A 13,129-nucleotide genomic window follows, 5' to 3' on the forward strand; every position below is an offset into this window, starting at 1 on the left:
CGGCGAGGGCCGCGGTCAGCGCGGTGACGGCGTCCAGGCCGCGCCCGCCCGCGCCCTGGGTGGCGAGCGCCACGAGGGCGCCGAGCACGCCGACGCCGAGCCGGGCGTCGCCGCTGACGTGGGCGGCGCGCAGCCCGGCGACGAACGCCCGCTGGGCGGCGGCGTCGTGGCCGAGGTCGTACGCGGCCCAGCCGGCCAGCCGGGCGAGGCGGCTGGCCTGGCCGTAGAGGTCGCGGCCGAGCCGTTCGTCGTAGGCGCCGAGTTCCAGCAGCTTGGCCACCATGGCGAGTTCGGCCCGGGTGGGGCCGAGGACGAGGCCGCCGCCGCAGGAGCGTTCCAGCCGCTGCTTGCTGCGGTAGGAGAGGCCGAGTTCGCCGACCAGCCCGGCGTCGATCCGCAGGGCGCCCTCGCCGCCTCCGACGGGCGGGGGCGGGGAGGAGAGCCGGTCGGCGGCCTGGTCGAGGTCGGCGCTGCGGAAGAAGTCGGTGAGGCGGACGGGCCCGGCGTCGGTGGCCGCCTCGCGCAGTGCGGTCTGGGCGGTGTCGGCGGTCCACGGGTCGGTGAGCAGCCGGGGCGAGAGGATCTTGGCGCCGCGGTGGCCGCCCATCCGGCCCCAGAGCTGCTCGTAGGTGACGGCGATGCCGAGGGTGCGGCTGAGCACCTCGCAGACCGCCTGGTCGTGCGGGCTGCGCGGCACCATGCCGCGGTCGCGCCACTTGTAGGGAGCGGTGGAGCTGATCGCCAGGCCGGGCGGCAGGGCGAGGCTCACCTCTCGCGCGAGCCGTTCCGGACTCCAGCCGAGCTGGTGCAGTATCCGGGCCAGTTCCTCGTTCCGCCGTCGCTCCAGATCCGCCATGGCACGACGGTAGCGGTCCTTCCGGGTCCCGTGCCGGTGGCATGCACAGGCGATCGGACGGCGAAACGGCGAAGGGCCGCCTCCCGATTCGGGAGACGGCCCTCAACTTCTGTGGAGCTATGGGGAATTGAACCCCAGACCTCTTGCATGCCATGCAAGCGCTCTACCAACTGAGCTATAGCCCCTCGACCCGCGATGTCACCGGGGTTTCCGTCCGGTTTCCCTCGGCGACATCGACTACTTTACACGGTCACGGGGGTGCTCCACGAATCCGTATCCGGAGCAGCGCAGGTCCGGCCCGTCGGACCGCCCCGCGGGTGAAGGCCCGTCACGACCGCCGGCCTCCCGCCGCACCGGTACCGGTGGTTCGAGCCCGTCGATCCCGGCACCCCCGATCCCGGCACCCCCGATCCCGACGCCCTCGAACCCGGTGCCCGCGAAACGCGAGAGGCCGCCACCCAGTGGGTGGCGGCCTCTCGTCAGCTGTGGAGCTATGGGGAATTGAACCCCAGACCTCTTGCATGCCATGCAAGCGCTCTACCAACTGAGCTATAGCCCCGCGACACGTGCGACCCGTGAACAGGGCCGCTGGTGCGGAGTGGAGCTATGGGGAATTGAACCCCAGACCTCTTGCATGCCATGCAAGCGCTCTACCAACTGAGCTATAGCCCCGCACTCACCGGATCTCCCGCTTCCCTTCCGGGCCGCGTTCCCTCCGTGCGAACGAGGAAGACTCTAGCTGGTCAGGCCCGGAACTGCGAAATCCGCCCCTTCGGGGCCCGCACCGGGACCCCGCCGCTCAGGTGTCGCCGCCACCGCTCAGGTGTCATCGCCGATGACCGGCTGCGGGAGCGTACCCGCGTTGTGCTCCAGCAGACGCCAGCCGCGCGCCCCCCGGCCCAGCACCGACCAGCAGCAGTTGGACAGCCCGCCGAAGCACTCCCAGAGCGCCGGCTCCAGGCCGAGCAGCCGCCCGAGCATGGTGCGGATCGTCCCGCCGTGACTGACCACGACCAGCGTCCCGTCCTCCGCCAGCTTGTCGACGGCGTCCAGCACCACCGGCACCGAGCGGTCGGCGACCTCGCTGGACAGCTCGCCGCCGCCGCGGCGCACCGGCTCGCCGGCCGCCCAGGTCGCGTACTCCTCCGGGTAGCGAGCCCGGATCTCGGCGTTGGTCAGGCCCTGCCAGGAGCCCGCGTACGTCTCCCGCAGGCCCTCGTGGTGCTGCACGTCGAGGCCGGTGACCTTGGCCAGCTCCTCGGCGGTGCGCTTGGCACGCTTGAGGTCGGAGGAGATCAGCAGGTCGGGGCGGAGCCCCGAGAGCAGCCGGGCGGCCCGCTGCGCCTGCAGCACGCCCTGCCCGGTCAGCTCGATGTCGGTCGTGCCCTGGAAGCGCGATTCGAGGTTCCAGGAGGTCTGGCCGTGTCGCCAGAAGACGATGCGCGGGCCCCGCGCGTCCCGGCTCAGAACCGGTCCTCGGGCTTGCCGAAGTCGTCGGCGGGGGCGACGGCGTTGCCGGCCTCGTCGGCGTGGGCGTCCGGACGGTTGCGCGAGGCGAGGGCGTCCTCGGGCAGCGGCAGCTCGGGGCAGTCCTTCCAGAGCCGGTCCAGCGAGTAGAAGGAGCGCTCCTCGGAGTGCTGGACGTGCACGACGATGTCCAGGTAGTCGAGCAGGATCCAGCGGCCCTCGCGCTCGCCCTCGCGGCGCACCGGCTTGATGTCGAGCTGCTCGCGCAGCTGGTCCTCGATCTCCTCGGCGATCGCCCGGACCTGGCGGTCGTTGTTCGCGGAGGCGATCAGGAAGGCGTCGGTGATCGACAGCACCTCGCTGACGTCGAACGCGATGATGTTGTGCGCCAGCTTGTCGGCGGCCGCCTGCGCGGCGACGGTGATGAGCTGCTGGCTGTGGTCGGTGACGGTCACGGTGTTCTTCCGGCTCGGGGGCGTGGGGCGGCCCCGGCGCGCAGCCGGGATCGCCTTCCAGGATCTCACGCCGCCCGGGCGGCCCCGGAACGCTTTTCCGGGGCCGCTCAGCTCCTCGCGACCACACGGCGTTCCGGGGCCGTCCGGCCTGCGATCACCGTTACTGGCCCTTCGGCGGCTGGTAGTCCTTGCCCAGCACGACGACCAGGTCGGCGTTCTGGGCGTCGCCGACCTTCTTCACCGCCGTGTCCGGCAGCCCGAGGCTGGTCGCCAGCGACTTCGCCGCGGCCTGCCGGGCGTCGTCGGTGTAGCGGATCTCACTGGCCGGCTGCGCGGCGGTCTTGGCGCCGCCGGGGATGAAGGTCAGGCCCGCGTTCACGATCTGGATCTGCGCGGCGGCCGCCGCCTGGTCGTTGCCGGAGGCGTCCTGGATCGAGACCCGGGCCGGGGCGTCGGCCGAGGTCGCGGACTTCACGGTGCCGCCGAGCACGTCCTTGACCTGCTTGCCCGCGGTGGCCTCGTCCAGCGTGCCGTCCGGCTTGACGGTCAGCGTGGTGGTGCCGAAGTGGCCGTCCTTGGCCTGCTGGGCGAGCTGGGCGAGCACCCCGGCGAGGGCGTCCTCGGGCAGCGACGGGTCGAGCACCGCGTTCATCCGGTGCACGTCGTCCTTGGCCTCGTTGAAGTTCGTCGGCATGGTGCGCACCACCGCGTCCATGACCTGCCCGAACCGGGCCAGCTGGGCGTCCCGGTTCTCGCCCGGCGCCTGGAGGGTGGCGTAGGCGACCGCGGCCTTGCCGTTCAGCAGGGTGTTCTTGCCGGCCGCGCCGAGCAGCTTGCCGTCCGGCTTGCCGCCCTCGTGGGTCTCGGCGTTGGTGTCCACCCGGACGCCGCCGAGCTGGGAGACCAGCATCTCCAGGTACGGGGTGTCCAGCCGCCAGGTGCCGGCCACCGGGGCGCCGAGCACGGTGGCCAGGCCGTCCCGGGTGGCGGAGGCGCCCATGACGGGGTCCAGCGCCTGGCCGACGGTGGCGACCGGCGGGTCGCCGGGGCCGGGCAGCCGCAGGGTGTCGGGCAGCAGCAGCACGGTGCCCTTGCCGCCGGCGGAGTCGTTGACGAGCAGCGCGCTGGACACCTTGCCCTGCAGGTCGCGCAGGTGCACCACGTTGACCTGGCGCGGCCCGGCCGCCTTGGCCGCGGTCTGCTTGTCACCGGTGAACCAGAGGTAGCCGCCGATGCCGCCCGCCGCCAGCGCGACCACGACGCCGAGGCCGATCAGCCGGTTGCGCAGCCGACGGCGGCGCTCGGCGCGCACCTCGCTGCGGGACTCGGCGAACTTCAGCCAGTCGATGACGTCCTCGGACTCCTCCGCCTCCTCGTCGACGAAGGTGAACTCGTCGGTGGCGTAGTCGTCCTTGGGCTCCTTGGCGCCGCCCTTGGGCGTGCGGCTGCCGCCGACCATCTCGGACGGCTGCGCGGGCCTGGCCGGCGCAGCCTCGGCCGGCCGGGGCGCGCGCGGACGCGGCGGCACGGGGGCGGGCGCCGGGGCCGGGGCGACCGGCTCGGGCTCCGCCACGGGCTGCGGCGCGGCCTGGTAGGGCTGCTGGTAGCCGTCGTAGCCGTACTGCTGCTGCTCCTGGTACCCGTAGCCCCCCTGCTGCTGGTGCGCCTGCACCGGCTGCCCGTACTGGTCGTACTGCTGCTGGTCGTACTGCTGCGGAGCCTGCACCGGCTGCTGCTGGTACGCCTGGTACGGCTGCTGGTACTGGTCCTGGTAACCGCCGTACGGGTCCTGGACGTACGCCTGCCCGGGCTGCACCGGCTGTATCGGCTGCCCGTACTGGTCGTACTGCTGCACCGGCTGCTGCTGGTACTGGTACTGCTGGTACTGCCCGGTGGACCAGTCGTCCGGCTGCTGTGCGCCGCCGCCGCTGCGATCACTCATGCGCCCACCTCGCTGCGCTCGGCGGTCGCTTCGCGGTACACGCACCTCTCCATGGCTCGCTCGCTCTGCTCGCTCACGCAAACGCTCCTGGTCAGGTCCGGTGCGGCGCGTACAGCGCCCGCTTGTCGATGTAGCGGACCACGCCGTCCGGGACGAGGTACCAGACCGGCTCGCCCTTGGCGACCCGGTTGCGGCAGTCCGTGGAGGAGATGGCCAGCGCCGGGACCTCCACCAGGGAGACCCCGCCCACCGGAAGCCCGGCGTCCGACAGAGTGTGCCCCGGTCGGGTGCACCCGATGAAGTGGGCGAGCGAGAAAAGCTCGTCGGAATCGCGCCAGGAGAGGATCTGGGCGAGCGCGTCGGCGCCGGTGATGAAGAAGAGGTCGGCGTCGGGGTGCAGCGCGTGCAGGTCGCGCAAGGTGTCGACGGTGTACGTCGGACCCTCGCGGTCGATGTCGATCCGGCTGACCGAGAACTGCGGGTTCTCGGCGGTGGCGATGACCGTCATCAGGTAGCGGTCCTCGGCCGGGGTGACGTGGCGGTCGCTCTTCTGCCACGGCTGCCCGGTCGGCACGAAGATCACCTCGTCCAGGTGGAACGCGCTCGCCACCTCACTGGCGGCGACCAGGTGGCCGTGGTGGATCGGGTCGAAGGTGCCACCCATCACGCCGAGGCGCTTCTTCACCGGTTCCGGTCCGCCGGGAATCCCGGCCTGCTCTCCCATGCCGCCACACCTTACGCGACGCCCGTTACGGTGCGGGAACACCCGTGTGGGGGCTGGCCGGACATACGTGAGGGAGCGGCCGGCAGGTGTGCCGGACGCTCCCCGAGCGGCCCCTGGCCCGGCCTCAGCGGTCCCGGTTGAAGCGGGTGGTCAGGAAGAGCAGGAGCAGCAGGATGAACAGTGCGGCGCCACCCGTCAGGTACGGGTTGAGGCTGTCGTGGTTGCCCCCCTCGCCCTCGGCGATGAGGTTCAGGACGGGAAGTGCGGCAGCAGTGTTCATGGTCGGCGGGACCTTCTCGGCTCGGTGAACGGACCTGGGGTGGTTCCGGGCCGGTGAGGGCCCACCCGTCATCGTACGGGGGGTTGTCCGGCAACCGCTCGGCGGCCCACCGCCGCTGACCGGGCGTGAGCCTGCGGGCCGGGGCCGGGCTCTAGTTGCCGCGGAAGGCGCGCGCCATGATCCAGACCAGCAGGCCGACGCCGACGAAGGACGCGATCACGATGATCCGCAGGAACAGGCCCGGGCCGGGCTCGTCGGAGATCGGGGCGGCCAGGGTGACAAGCGCGTCGGTGGACATCTGCGGGGCTCCTCAGAACTGCTCGGTACCGCGGCCGGGTCCGGTCTCGGTTCTCCAGGGCATTCAGGGTAAACCGGCCTCACACCCGCGCCCGCCACCGCCCTCCGGCACCCGCCACCGGCCCCTCCGGCGCGCGTAGGCTGGCCCCCGGGGACGAGTACGCAACCACGGACGTTGCACATGCAGTCGTTGCAGGCGAAGACCAGCGGGGGCCGGCCGTCGGCCGGGGCCGCCGTCGACCAGGGAGGTACTCAGACATGACCGACACCACCGCGAAGACCCCGAGCCGGCGCCGCCAGCGCTTCCCCGAGATCTCCACCCGCGCCTGGGAGCACCCCGCCGACCGCTCCGCCCTGGTCGCGCTGCGCAGGCTGACCGGCTTCGACGACGTCCTGAAGAAGCTGGCCGGCCTGGTGTCCGAGCGGGCGATCCGGCTGATGTTCCTGGCCACCGCCGTGAAGACCTCCGAGCGGCAGTTCCCCGAGCTGTACGACATGGTGCGCGACGCCGCCTACGTGCTCGACCTGGAGAAGGTCCCGGACCTGTACGTCACCCAGGACCCGACGGTCAACGCGTACACCATCGGCATCGACACCCCGATCATCGTCATCACCAGCGGGCTGGTCGAGCTGCTGGACGAGGAGGAGCTGCGCGCGGTCGTCGGTCACGAGGTCGGCCACGCGATGTCCGGCCACGCGGTCTACCGGACGATGATGCTGATCCTCACCAACATCGCCACCCGGATCGCCTGGGTGCCGCTCGGCAACCTGGCGATCATGGCGATCGTCACCGCGCTCAAGGAGTGGTTCCGCAAGGCCGAGCTGTCCAGCGACCGGGCCGGCCTGCTCGCCGGGCAGGACCTCCAGGCGTCCATGCGGGCCCTGATGAAGCTGGCCGGCGGGCACAACCTGGCCGAGATGAACGTGGACGCGTTCCTGGAGCAGGCCGACGAGTACGAGAAGGCCGGCGACCTGCGCGACGGTGTGCTGAAGCTGCTCCAGGTGCTGCCGCAGAGCCACCCGTTCGCGGTGGTCCGGGTCGCCCAGCTGAAGAAGTGGGCGGAGAGCGACGAGTACCGCTCGATCCTGGCCGGCGCCTACCCGCGCCGCACGGACGACCCGGACACCTCGGTCACCGAGCAGTGGAAGGCCGCCGCCGACCACTACACGACCTCGGTGAAGGAGAGCAAGGACCCGCTGATGGGCCTGATCCGGGACGTGGCCGGCGGCGCCGCGACCGTCGGCGGCAAGCTCCGCGACACCTTCACCGGCGCCTCGCGCGGCAGCGGCAACGGCGGCGGCAGCACCGGAGGCAGCGGCTCGTCGTCCAAGGACTCCAGCGACTCGTAACCCGAGAGCCATCGACGGCCGGTGACCCGGATCCGGGTCACCGGCCGTCGGCCTTTCCTCGGCTCACCGTCAGTCCTCAGCTCCCCGTCAGCACCCCGCACACCTGCCAGGCCGGGTGCGCATGGTTGCCCGGGTCGACCGCCGGCGGGGCCGGGACCGGCGCGCCCTGCGGGGTGGCGAGCACCGGCTGGAGGAAGCCCGCCATGGACGTCGTGCAGGGCTCAGGACCGGCCTGGATCACCGAGTCGACGAGCCGCAGCTGCGCGGACCCGAGGTCGATCCGGTCGAACTCGAAGGTCAGCTGCCGCCGCACGGTCTCCAGCGTGACCGGCGCGCCGCTGGGGGCGCCGGCCGGCTTCAGCGCGTAGACGAAGGTGTGGTCGGTGGTGATCTGCAGCGTGCCGCTGTCCGCCTCGTCGATCCGCATCGCGCCGGCCACCTTCACGGTGTCGCTCGCCAGCGCGACCTGCGCCGGGTCGAAGCGGACCATCCACCCGGTCACCGCGTGGTGCCGGTCGTCGACGGGCTGCGCCACGCCCGCGTCGAACTGGGCCTGCTCGCCGGGGGTGACGAAGGCCCGCACGTCCGCGGTGGCGCCCTGGACCAGGGTGGCCGGCGCCAGCGAGGAGGCGACCAGGTAGCGCTGGACGGTGTCGAGTGCCTTGGTCACCTCGACCCGGCTGAAGTGCTCGGTGGCGGCCCCGGCCGGGGTCCCCAGGCCGATCGCGCCGTCGCTGTACCCGACCGGCAGCGCGGCGAACGGATTCGCCGGGTCCGCGACCGGCCTGACGACCGAAGCCGGGCTCAACGAGACCAGACTGACGGTCAGTTGGCTGCCCTCGGGCCGGGCCGTGGTGCCCTTGGGCGAGCTGACGCCGAAGTACACCGCGGCCGCGAAGGCGAGCAGGATGAGCAGCAGCAGCGCGAGCGCCTGGCGGGGCACGGTGCCCAGCGGGCCGAGCCGCACCCGGGGCCGGGTGGCCCGGCCGAAGGAGCCGGAGAGCCGTTCCCGGGCGGAGAGCTCCTGGATCCGGGCAGCCCGCACGAACGATTCGTCGAAGACGACGGACCGGTACTCGTCCTCGTTTCCGGGCCCACCGTCGGGCGTACCCTCCGGAGGCTCTCGCGGGTCACCCACACCACCAGGGTAGGCGCCCGCTCGCCCCGCCACGAGGGTGCTCACACAGATTGCCGGAAACGCTCCGTGACCGCCCGCCCCGGACGCACGACCCCGAGGGCCGTGACCCCCGGCTACCCCGCCGGGGCTGTGACCACCAGCGACGGCTCGGCGGGCGAAGCCGGCGCGGGCGTCGGATCGACCCCGGCGCTGCTGCTGCCGGACTCCGGCCGCCGGGGTGCGCCGGCAGCGCCGCCCGCGCCCTGGTAGATCGCCGCGACGGCCACCGCCACCAGACTCACGCCCATGATCACGGCGAGCACCCAGGCCACCGGCCGGTGCCAGCGCTGCTGGGCGACGTAGCGCCCGCGCGCACGGACCGGGTCGTAACCGCCCCGCCTGCCCCGGCGGCGGCCCGACCGGCCGGTCGCCCGGCCCGGGCCTGACCAGGGGTCAGGGTAGAGGTGGTCCTCGTCGAGCCCGCTCGGGTACGGGCGCAGCTCCAGCGGCAGCCCGTCTCCGGCCGGGACCTCATACCCCCAGCCCGGGCCCGCGGTGTCCGGCTCGAACCTGGCCTCGGCAGCGGCGAGCTGCCGCTCCTTGGCCGTCGGCTCGTGCACGGCGGCGGACCGGACGAAGGCCTCATCGAAGACCACGGTGGCGAACTCGTCGTCCGCACCACCGTGGTCGGCGCCGTCGGGGTACGGCAAGCCCCCCACATCCTCAGCCACGGATTCAGCGTATTACCGGGCGGGCGATTTGTCTGTGGCTCCTCGCAGTTGGTCCGTCACAGGTGTGACACAGGCCACGTCCGCCCCACTCAGCCCGCGTCGGCGGCCCCGCCCACGGTCTGCGTCGCTTCTCCGCGGACATGCCCGTCACCAGTGACGATGTACTTGGTGCTGGTCAGCTCGGGCAGGCCCATCGGGCCGCGGGCGTGCAGCTTCTGGGTGGAGATGCCGATCTCGGCGCCGAAGCCGAACTCACCGCCGTCGGTGAAGCGGGTGGACGCGTTGACGGCCACCGTGGTCGAGTCGACCAGCTGGGTGAAGCGCCGGGCGGCGGCCTGCGAGGTGGTGACGATCGCCTCGGTGTGGCCGGAGGACCAGCGGCGGATGTGCGCGACGGCGGCGTCCAGCGAGGGCACCACGGCGGCGGCCAGGTCGTACGAGAGGTACTCCGCGCCCCAGTCCTCGTCGGTGGCGGGCACCACGGTCGTGGCGCTGCCCTCGGCAGCCTTGAGCACCGCGTCGTCGCCGTGGACGGTCACCCCGGCCTCGGCGAGGGCGGCGAGGGCGAGCGGCAGGAAGGCGTCGGCGACGTCCTGGTGGACGAGCAGCGTCTCGGCCGCGTTGCAGACGCTGACCCGCTGGGCCTTGGAGTTCAGCAGGATGCCGACGGCCATCGCCAGGTCGGTCTGCGCGTCGACGTAGACGTGGCAGTTGCCGGTGCCGGTCTCGATCACCGGCACGGTGGAGCCCTCGACGACCGTACGGATCAGCGAGGCGCCGCCACGCGGGATCAGCACGTCGACGAGGCCGCGGGCGCGCATCAGCTCCTGGACGGAGTCGCGGCTCTCGCCGGGGACGAGCTGGATCGCGTCGGCGGGCAGCCCGGCGGCGACGACGGCGTCCCGCAGGACGGCGATCAGCGCGGTGTTGGACCGGTAGGCGGAGGCCGAGCCCCGCAGCAGCACCGCGTTGCCGGACTTGAGGCAGAGCGCGGCGGCGTCGACGGTGACGTTCGGCCGGGCCTCGTAGATGATGCCGACCACGCCGAGCGGCACCCGCACCTGGCGCACGTCCAGGCCGTTGGGCAGGGTGTAGCCGCGGACCACCTCGCCGACCGGGTCGGGCAGGCCGGCCACGTCGCGCACGTCGGAGGCGATCGCGGCGATCCGCTCGTTGGTGAGGGTGAGCCGGTCGATCACCGACTCGGCGGTGCCGGCCGCGCGGGCCCGGGCGACGTCCTCCGCGTTGGCGGCGGTGATCTCGGCGCTGCGGGCGACCAGGGCGTCCGCGATCGCCAGCAGCGCGTCGTCCTTCGCCCGGCGCGGCAGCGGGGCGAGCGCGGCGGCGGCCTCCCGGGCTCGGCGCGCTACGGCGAGGACAGGGCTGTCGGCGGTGGCGAGGTCACTGGTCATGCGCCAAGGGTAGCGACTGCGCCACGGCCGCCGACCCGCTATTTCGCCCGATGAGACGGCCCGATCACGGGTGGGACGACCCGGCGGCCCGATTACCGGTGAGACGATCCGATCAATAGGGATGGACCCCGCCCAGGTGCGGCGGCGGATCGCCGAAACCCTCCGCCACCCGCTTGTGATACGTCGCCCGGTCGACGACCTCCAACCCGACGATCTCCCAGGGCGGCAGGTTCGAGGTCACCTTGTGCTCGCCCCACAGCCGCAGCGCGATGGCCGCCGCGTCGTGCAGGTCCCTGGCCTGCTCCCAGTACCGGATCTCCGCGTGGTCGGCGGCGTACCGGGCGGTCAGGAAGAACGAGTGGTCGTGCGCGAGCTGCTCCAGCGAGGCGCGCAGCGAGGACAGCGGCGTGACCTGCCCGGCCACGCTCAGCACCACGTGCCAGAGCCGGGCCTGTTCCGGCACGGTGGGCAGATCCCCCGCGTCCCGCCGGTCCGGCCGCAGCCTGCGCACCCCGCCGGGCCCCTGCGGCGGCGGACCGGACGGCTCGGCGGGGCCGTCCCCGCGTCCGCCGTCGATGCTGGTCAGCCGCCGGCCCGCCGTTTCTCCGGTCAGCACTGCCTCGCGCATGCGTTCCACCGGCGGCCTCCTGTTCGGCGATGTCCTGTCGTCCCCCACCGGCCCCGCCGGCCCTCGGCCGGCGCGTACGGCTGCACCCCTCCTCGCCCGCGGCCGGGGCCGCTCCCGGTACGGAGCGGCCCGCCGGCCGGACTCGGCCGATCGGCCGGCACCCGGCCCACCGGCCGGTCAGCCGCGCAGGACGACCAGGTCGTCGCGGTGGACGACCTCCCGCTCGTACGCGGCGCCGAGCTCCTGGGCCAGGTCGCGGGTGGACCGGCCGAGCAGGCGGGGCAACTCCCTCGCATCAAAGTTGACCAGTCCGCGCGCCACGATGTGGCCGTTTTCGGCAATCAGGTCCACCGGATCACCCGCGGTGAACTCCCCGTCGACCTTGGTGACCCCGGCCGGCAGCAGCGAGGCGCCCCCGGAGACGACCGCCTGGACGGCCCCCGCGTCGAGGTGCAGGGCGCCGCGCGGGCTGCTCGCGTGCGCCAGCCAGAGCATCCGGTCGGAGGTGCGGCTGCCGGTGCGCAGGAACAGCGTGCCGGTGAGCCGGCCGGCCAGCGCGTCGGCGGCCTGGCTGGCGGCGGTGAGCACCACCGGGATGCCCGCGCCGGTGGCGATCCGGGCCGCCTCGACCTTGGTGACCATGCCGCCGGTGCCGACGCCGGCCTTGCCGGCGCTGCCGATCTCGATGCCGTCGAGGTCGTGCGGGCCGCCCACCTCGGCGATCCGGCTGGTGCCGGGGCGGGACGGGTCGCCGTCGTAGAGGCCGTCGACGTCGGAGAGCAGCACCAGCAGGTCGGCCCGGACGAGGTGGGCGACCAGCGCGGCCAGCCGGTCGTTGTCACCGAACTTGATTTCGGCGGTGGCAACGGTGTCGTTCTCGTTGACGATCGGCATCGCGCCCATCGCCAGCAGCTGGTCGAGGGTGCGGTAGGCGTTGCGGTAGTGGGCGCGCCGGCTGGCGTCCTCGGCGGTGAGCAGCACCTGGCCGACCCGGATGCCGTACCGGGCGAAGGAGGCGGTGTAGCGGGCGACCAGCAGGCCCTGGCCGACGCTGGCGGCGGCCTGCTGGCGGGCCAGGTCCTTGGGCCGCTTGTCGAGGCCGAGCGGGGCGAGCCCGGCGGCGATGGCGCCGGAGGAGACCAGGACCACCTCGGGCGCGTCCGCGCGGCCGCGCACCTTGGCGAGCGCGTCGACGAGGGCGTCGACCCGGTCGGCGTCCAGGCCGCCGGTCGCCGTGGTGAGTGAGGAGGAGCCGACCTTGACGACGATCCGCCGCGCGGTCAGCACCTCCTCCCGCAGTGAGTCCTCGCTCATCTCGCTGTACGCCCTTCCGGTGTGGTGCGGGTACGGCGGGCCCGGCCCGGCCGTCACCCCCGAAATCTACGCGATCCGTGCAGGTCGGCCGCAGGGTGTTTCACCGGCTGGACCCGGCCCCGTCACGGCCTGGCCACAGCCCGGCCGTCAATCCGGATGGCTGGTATGGTCCCTGACCGAAAGCCAGATCGGGGGACGGCTTCTTGCCCGCTGGACCCACTTTTCTTCGACACTTCTGTCATCGGGCGGCGCCGCACTGGGCAGGCCGGCAACGGTTCGCGGTAGCGCGCCCAGGAGTTAGCGCACCATGCGTTCGTACACCACGAAGCTGACCGTCGCCGCCCTGGCAGCGGCGACCGCCCTCTCGCTCGCCGCCTGCGGTCCGGACAACTCGGACCCCGCGGCCTCGGGCGGCTCCACCGGCGCCGCTCCGGCGCCGACCTCCGCGGCCACGGGCGGCGCCACCACCGGTGGTGCCGCCACTGGCGGTGCGGCCACCGGCGGTTCGGCCGCCCCGACCGGCGCGGCCACCGGCGCCGCTGCGGGCGGTGCCGCC

At 73.2% G+C, this 13,129-nt stretch carries 12 protein-coding genes, 3 tRNA genes and 2 pseudogenes; 2 read left to right on the forward strand and 15 right to left on the reverse strand.

What is annotated here, in order from left to right; all coding sequences use genetic code 11:
- The 10 genes and pseudogenes from KV557_RS40220 to KV557_RS40265 all read right to left on the reverse strand — a co-directional run.
- Window positions 1-856: pseudogene (locus tag KV557_RS40220) on the reverse strand (hypothetical protein); the annotation flags it as partial.
- Between the two features lie 112 nt (window positions 857-968).
- A tRNA-Ala gene (locus KV557_RS40225) sits at window positions 969-1,041 on the reverse strand.
- A gap of 301 nt (window positions 1,042-1,342) precedes the next feature.
- Window positions 1,343-1,415, reverse strand: a tRNA-Ala gene (locus KV557_RS40230).
- A gap of 40 nt (window positions 1,416-1,455) precedes the next feature.
- Window positions 1,456-1,528: transfer RNA gene (locus tag KV557_RS40235), tRNA-Ala, on the reverse strand.
- 147 nt (window positions 1,529-1,675) lie between these two features.
- Window positions 1,676-2,323, reverse strand: a complete 648-nt coding sequence (locus KV557_RS40240; RefSeq protein WP_218207023.1) for a histidine phosphatase family protein — start codon at window positions 2,321-2,323, stop codon at window positions 1,676-1,678.
- Window positions 2,320-2,778, reverse strand: coding sequence for a ribosome silencing factor (gene rsfS / locus KV557_RS40245; protein WP_218207011.1), 459 nt, complete (start codon window positions 2,776-2,778; stop codon window positions 2,320-2,322). The genes KV557_RS40240 and rsfS overlap by 4 nt, the downstream gene beginning before the upstream one ends.
- Window positions 2,779-2,938: 160 nt before the next feature.
- The gene (locus tag KV557_RS40250; RefSeq protein ID WP_218207012.1) at window positions 2,939-4,720 is read right to left on the reverse strand and encodes an LCP family protein; all 1,782 of its coding nucleotides are present in this window, start codon (window positions 4,718-4,720) and stop codon (window positions 2,939-2,941) included.
- A 91-nt stretch (window positions 4,721-4,811) separates the two neighbouring features.
- Window positions 4,812-5,444 (reverse strand): nicotinate-nucleotide adenylyltransferase, encoded by a 633-nt coding sequence (gene nadD, locus KV557_RS40255; RefSeq protein WP_218207013.1) that lies wholly within the window; start codon window positions 5,442-5,444, stop codon window positions 4,812-4,814.
- 124 nt (window positions 5,445-5,568) lie between these two features.
- Entirely contained in the window at window positions 5,569-5,724 is a 156-nt protein-coding gene (locus KV557_RS40260) for a hypothetical protein (protein ID WP_218207014.1), read from the reverse strand.
- Window positions 5,725-5,875: 151 nt separating this feature from the next.
- Window positions 5,876-6,022, reverse strand: a complete 147-nt coding sequence (locus KV557_RS40265; protein WP_218207015.1) for a hypothetical protein — start codon at window positions 6,020-6,022, stop codon at window positions 5,876-5,878.
- Between the two features lie 257 nt (window positions 6,023-6,279).
- Here KV557_RS40265 and KV557_RS40270 point away from each other — a divergent pair, with 257 nt between their 5' ends.
- Entirely contained in the window at window positions 6,280-7,371 is a 1,092-nt protein-coding gene (locus KV557_RS40270; protein ID WP_218207016.1) for a M48 family metallopeptidase, read from the forward strand.
- 76 nt (window positions 7,372-7,447) lie between these two features.
- Here the strand turns inward: KV557_RS40270 and KV557_RS40275 are convergent, their stop codons facing one another.
- The 5 genes from KV557_RS40275 to proB all read right to left on the reverse strand — a co-directional run bounded on the left by KV557_RS40275 (window position 7,448) and on the right by proB (window position 12,573).
- Window positions 7,448-8,509 (reverse strand): SCO2583 family membrane protein, encoded by a 1,062-nt coding sequence (locus tag KV557_RS40275; RefSeq protein WP_218207017.1) that lies wholly within the window; start codon window positions 8,507-8,509, stop codon window positions 7,448-7,450.
- Window positions 8,510-8,622: 113 nt separating this feature from the next.
- Entirely contained in the window at window positions 8,623-9,219 is a 597-nt protein-coding gene (locus KV557_RS40280; protein ID WP_218207018.1) for an SCO2584 family spore wall biosynthesis protein, read from the reverse strand.
- 89 nt (window positions 9,220-9,308) lie between these two features.
- Window positions 9,309-10,631, reverse strand: coding sequence for a glutamate-5-semialdehyde dehydrogenase (locus KV557_RS40285; protein WP_218207020.1), 1,323 nt, complete (start codon window positions 10,629-10,631; stop codon window positions 9,309-9,311).
- A 112-nt stretch (window positions 10,632-10,743) separates the two neighbouring features.
- A complete protein-coding gene (locus KV557_RS40290) occupies window positions 10,744-11,268 on the reverse strand; it encodes a hypothetical protein (RefSeq protein ID WP_308130306.1) in 525 nt (174 codons plus the stop codon).
- Between the two features lie 168 nt (window positions 11,269-11,436).
- Entirely contained in the window at window positions 11,437-12,573 is a 1,137-nt protein-coding gene (gene proB / locus KV557_RS40295) for a glutamate 5-kinase (RefSeq protein ID WP_218207022.1), read from the reverse strand.
- Window positions 12,574-12,880: 307 nt separating this feature from the next.
- On the opposite strand from proB, the pseudogene KV557_RS40300 reads away from it, so the two are divergent.
- Window positions 12,881-13,129: pseudogene (locus tag KV557_RS40300) on the forward strand (hypothetical protein); the annotation flags it as partial.

The organism is Kitasatospora aureofaciens, from assembly GCF_019192735.1.
GTDB classification, from domain to species: domain Bacteria; phylum Actinomycetota; class Actinomycetes; order Streptomycetales; family Streptomycetaceae; genus Kitasatospora; species Kitasatospora aureofaciens_A.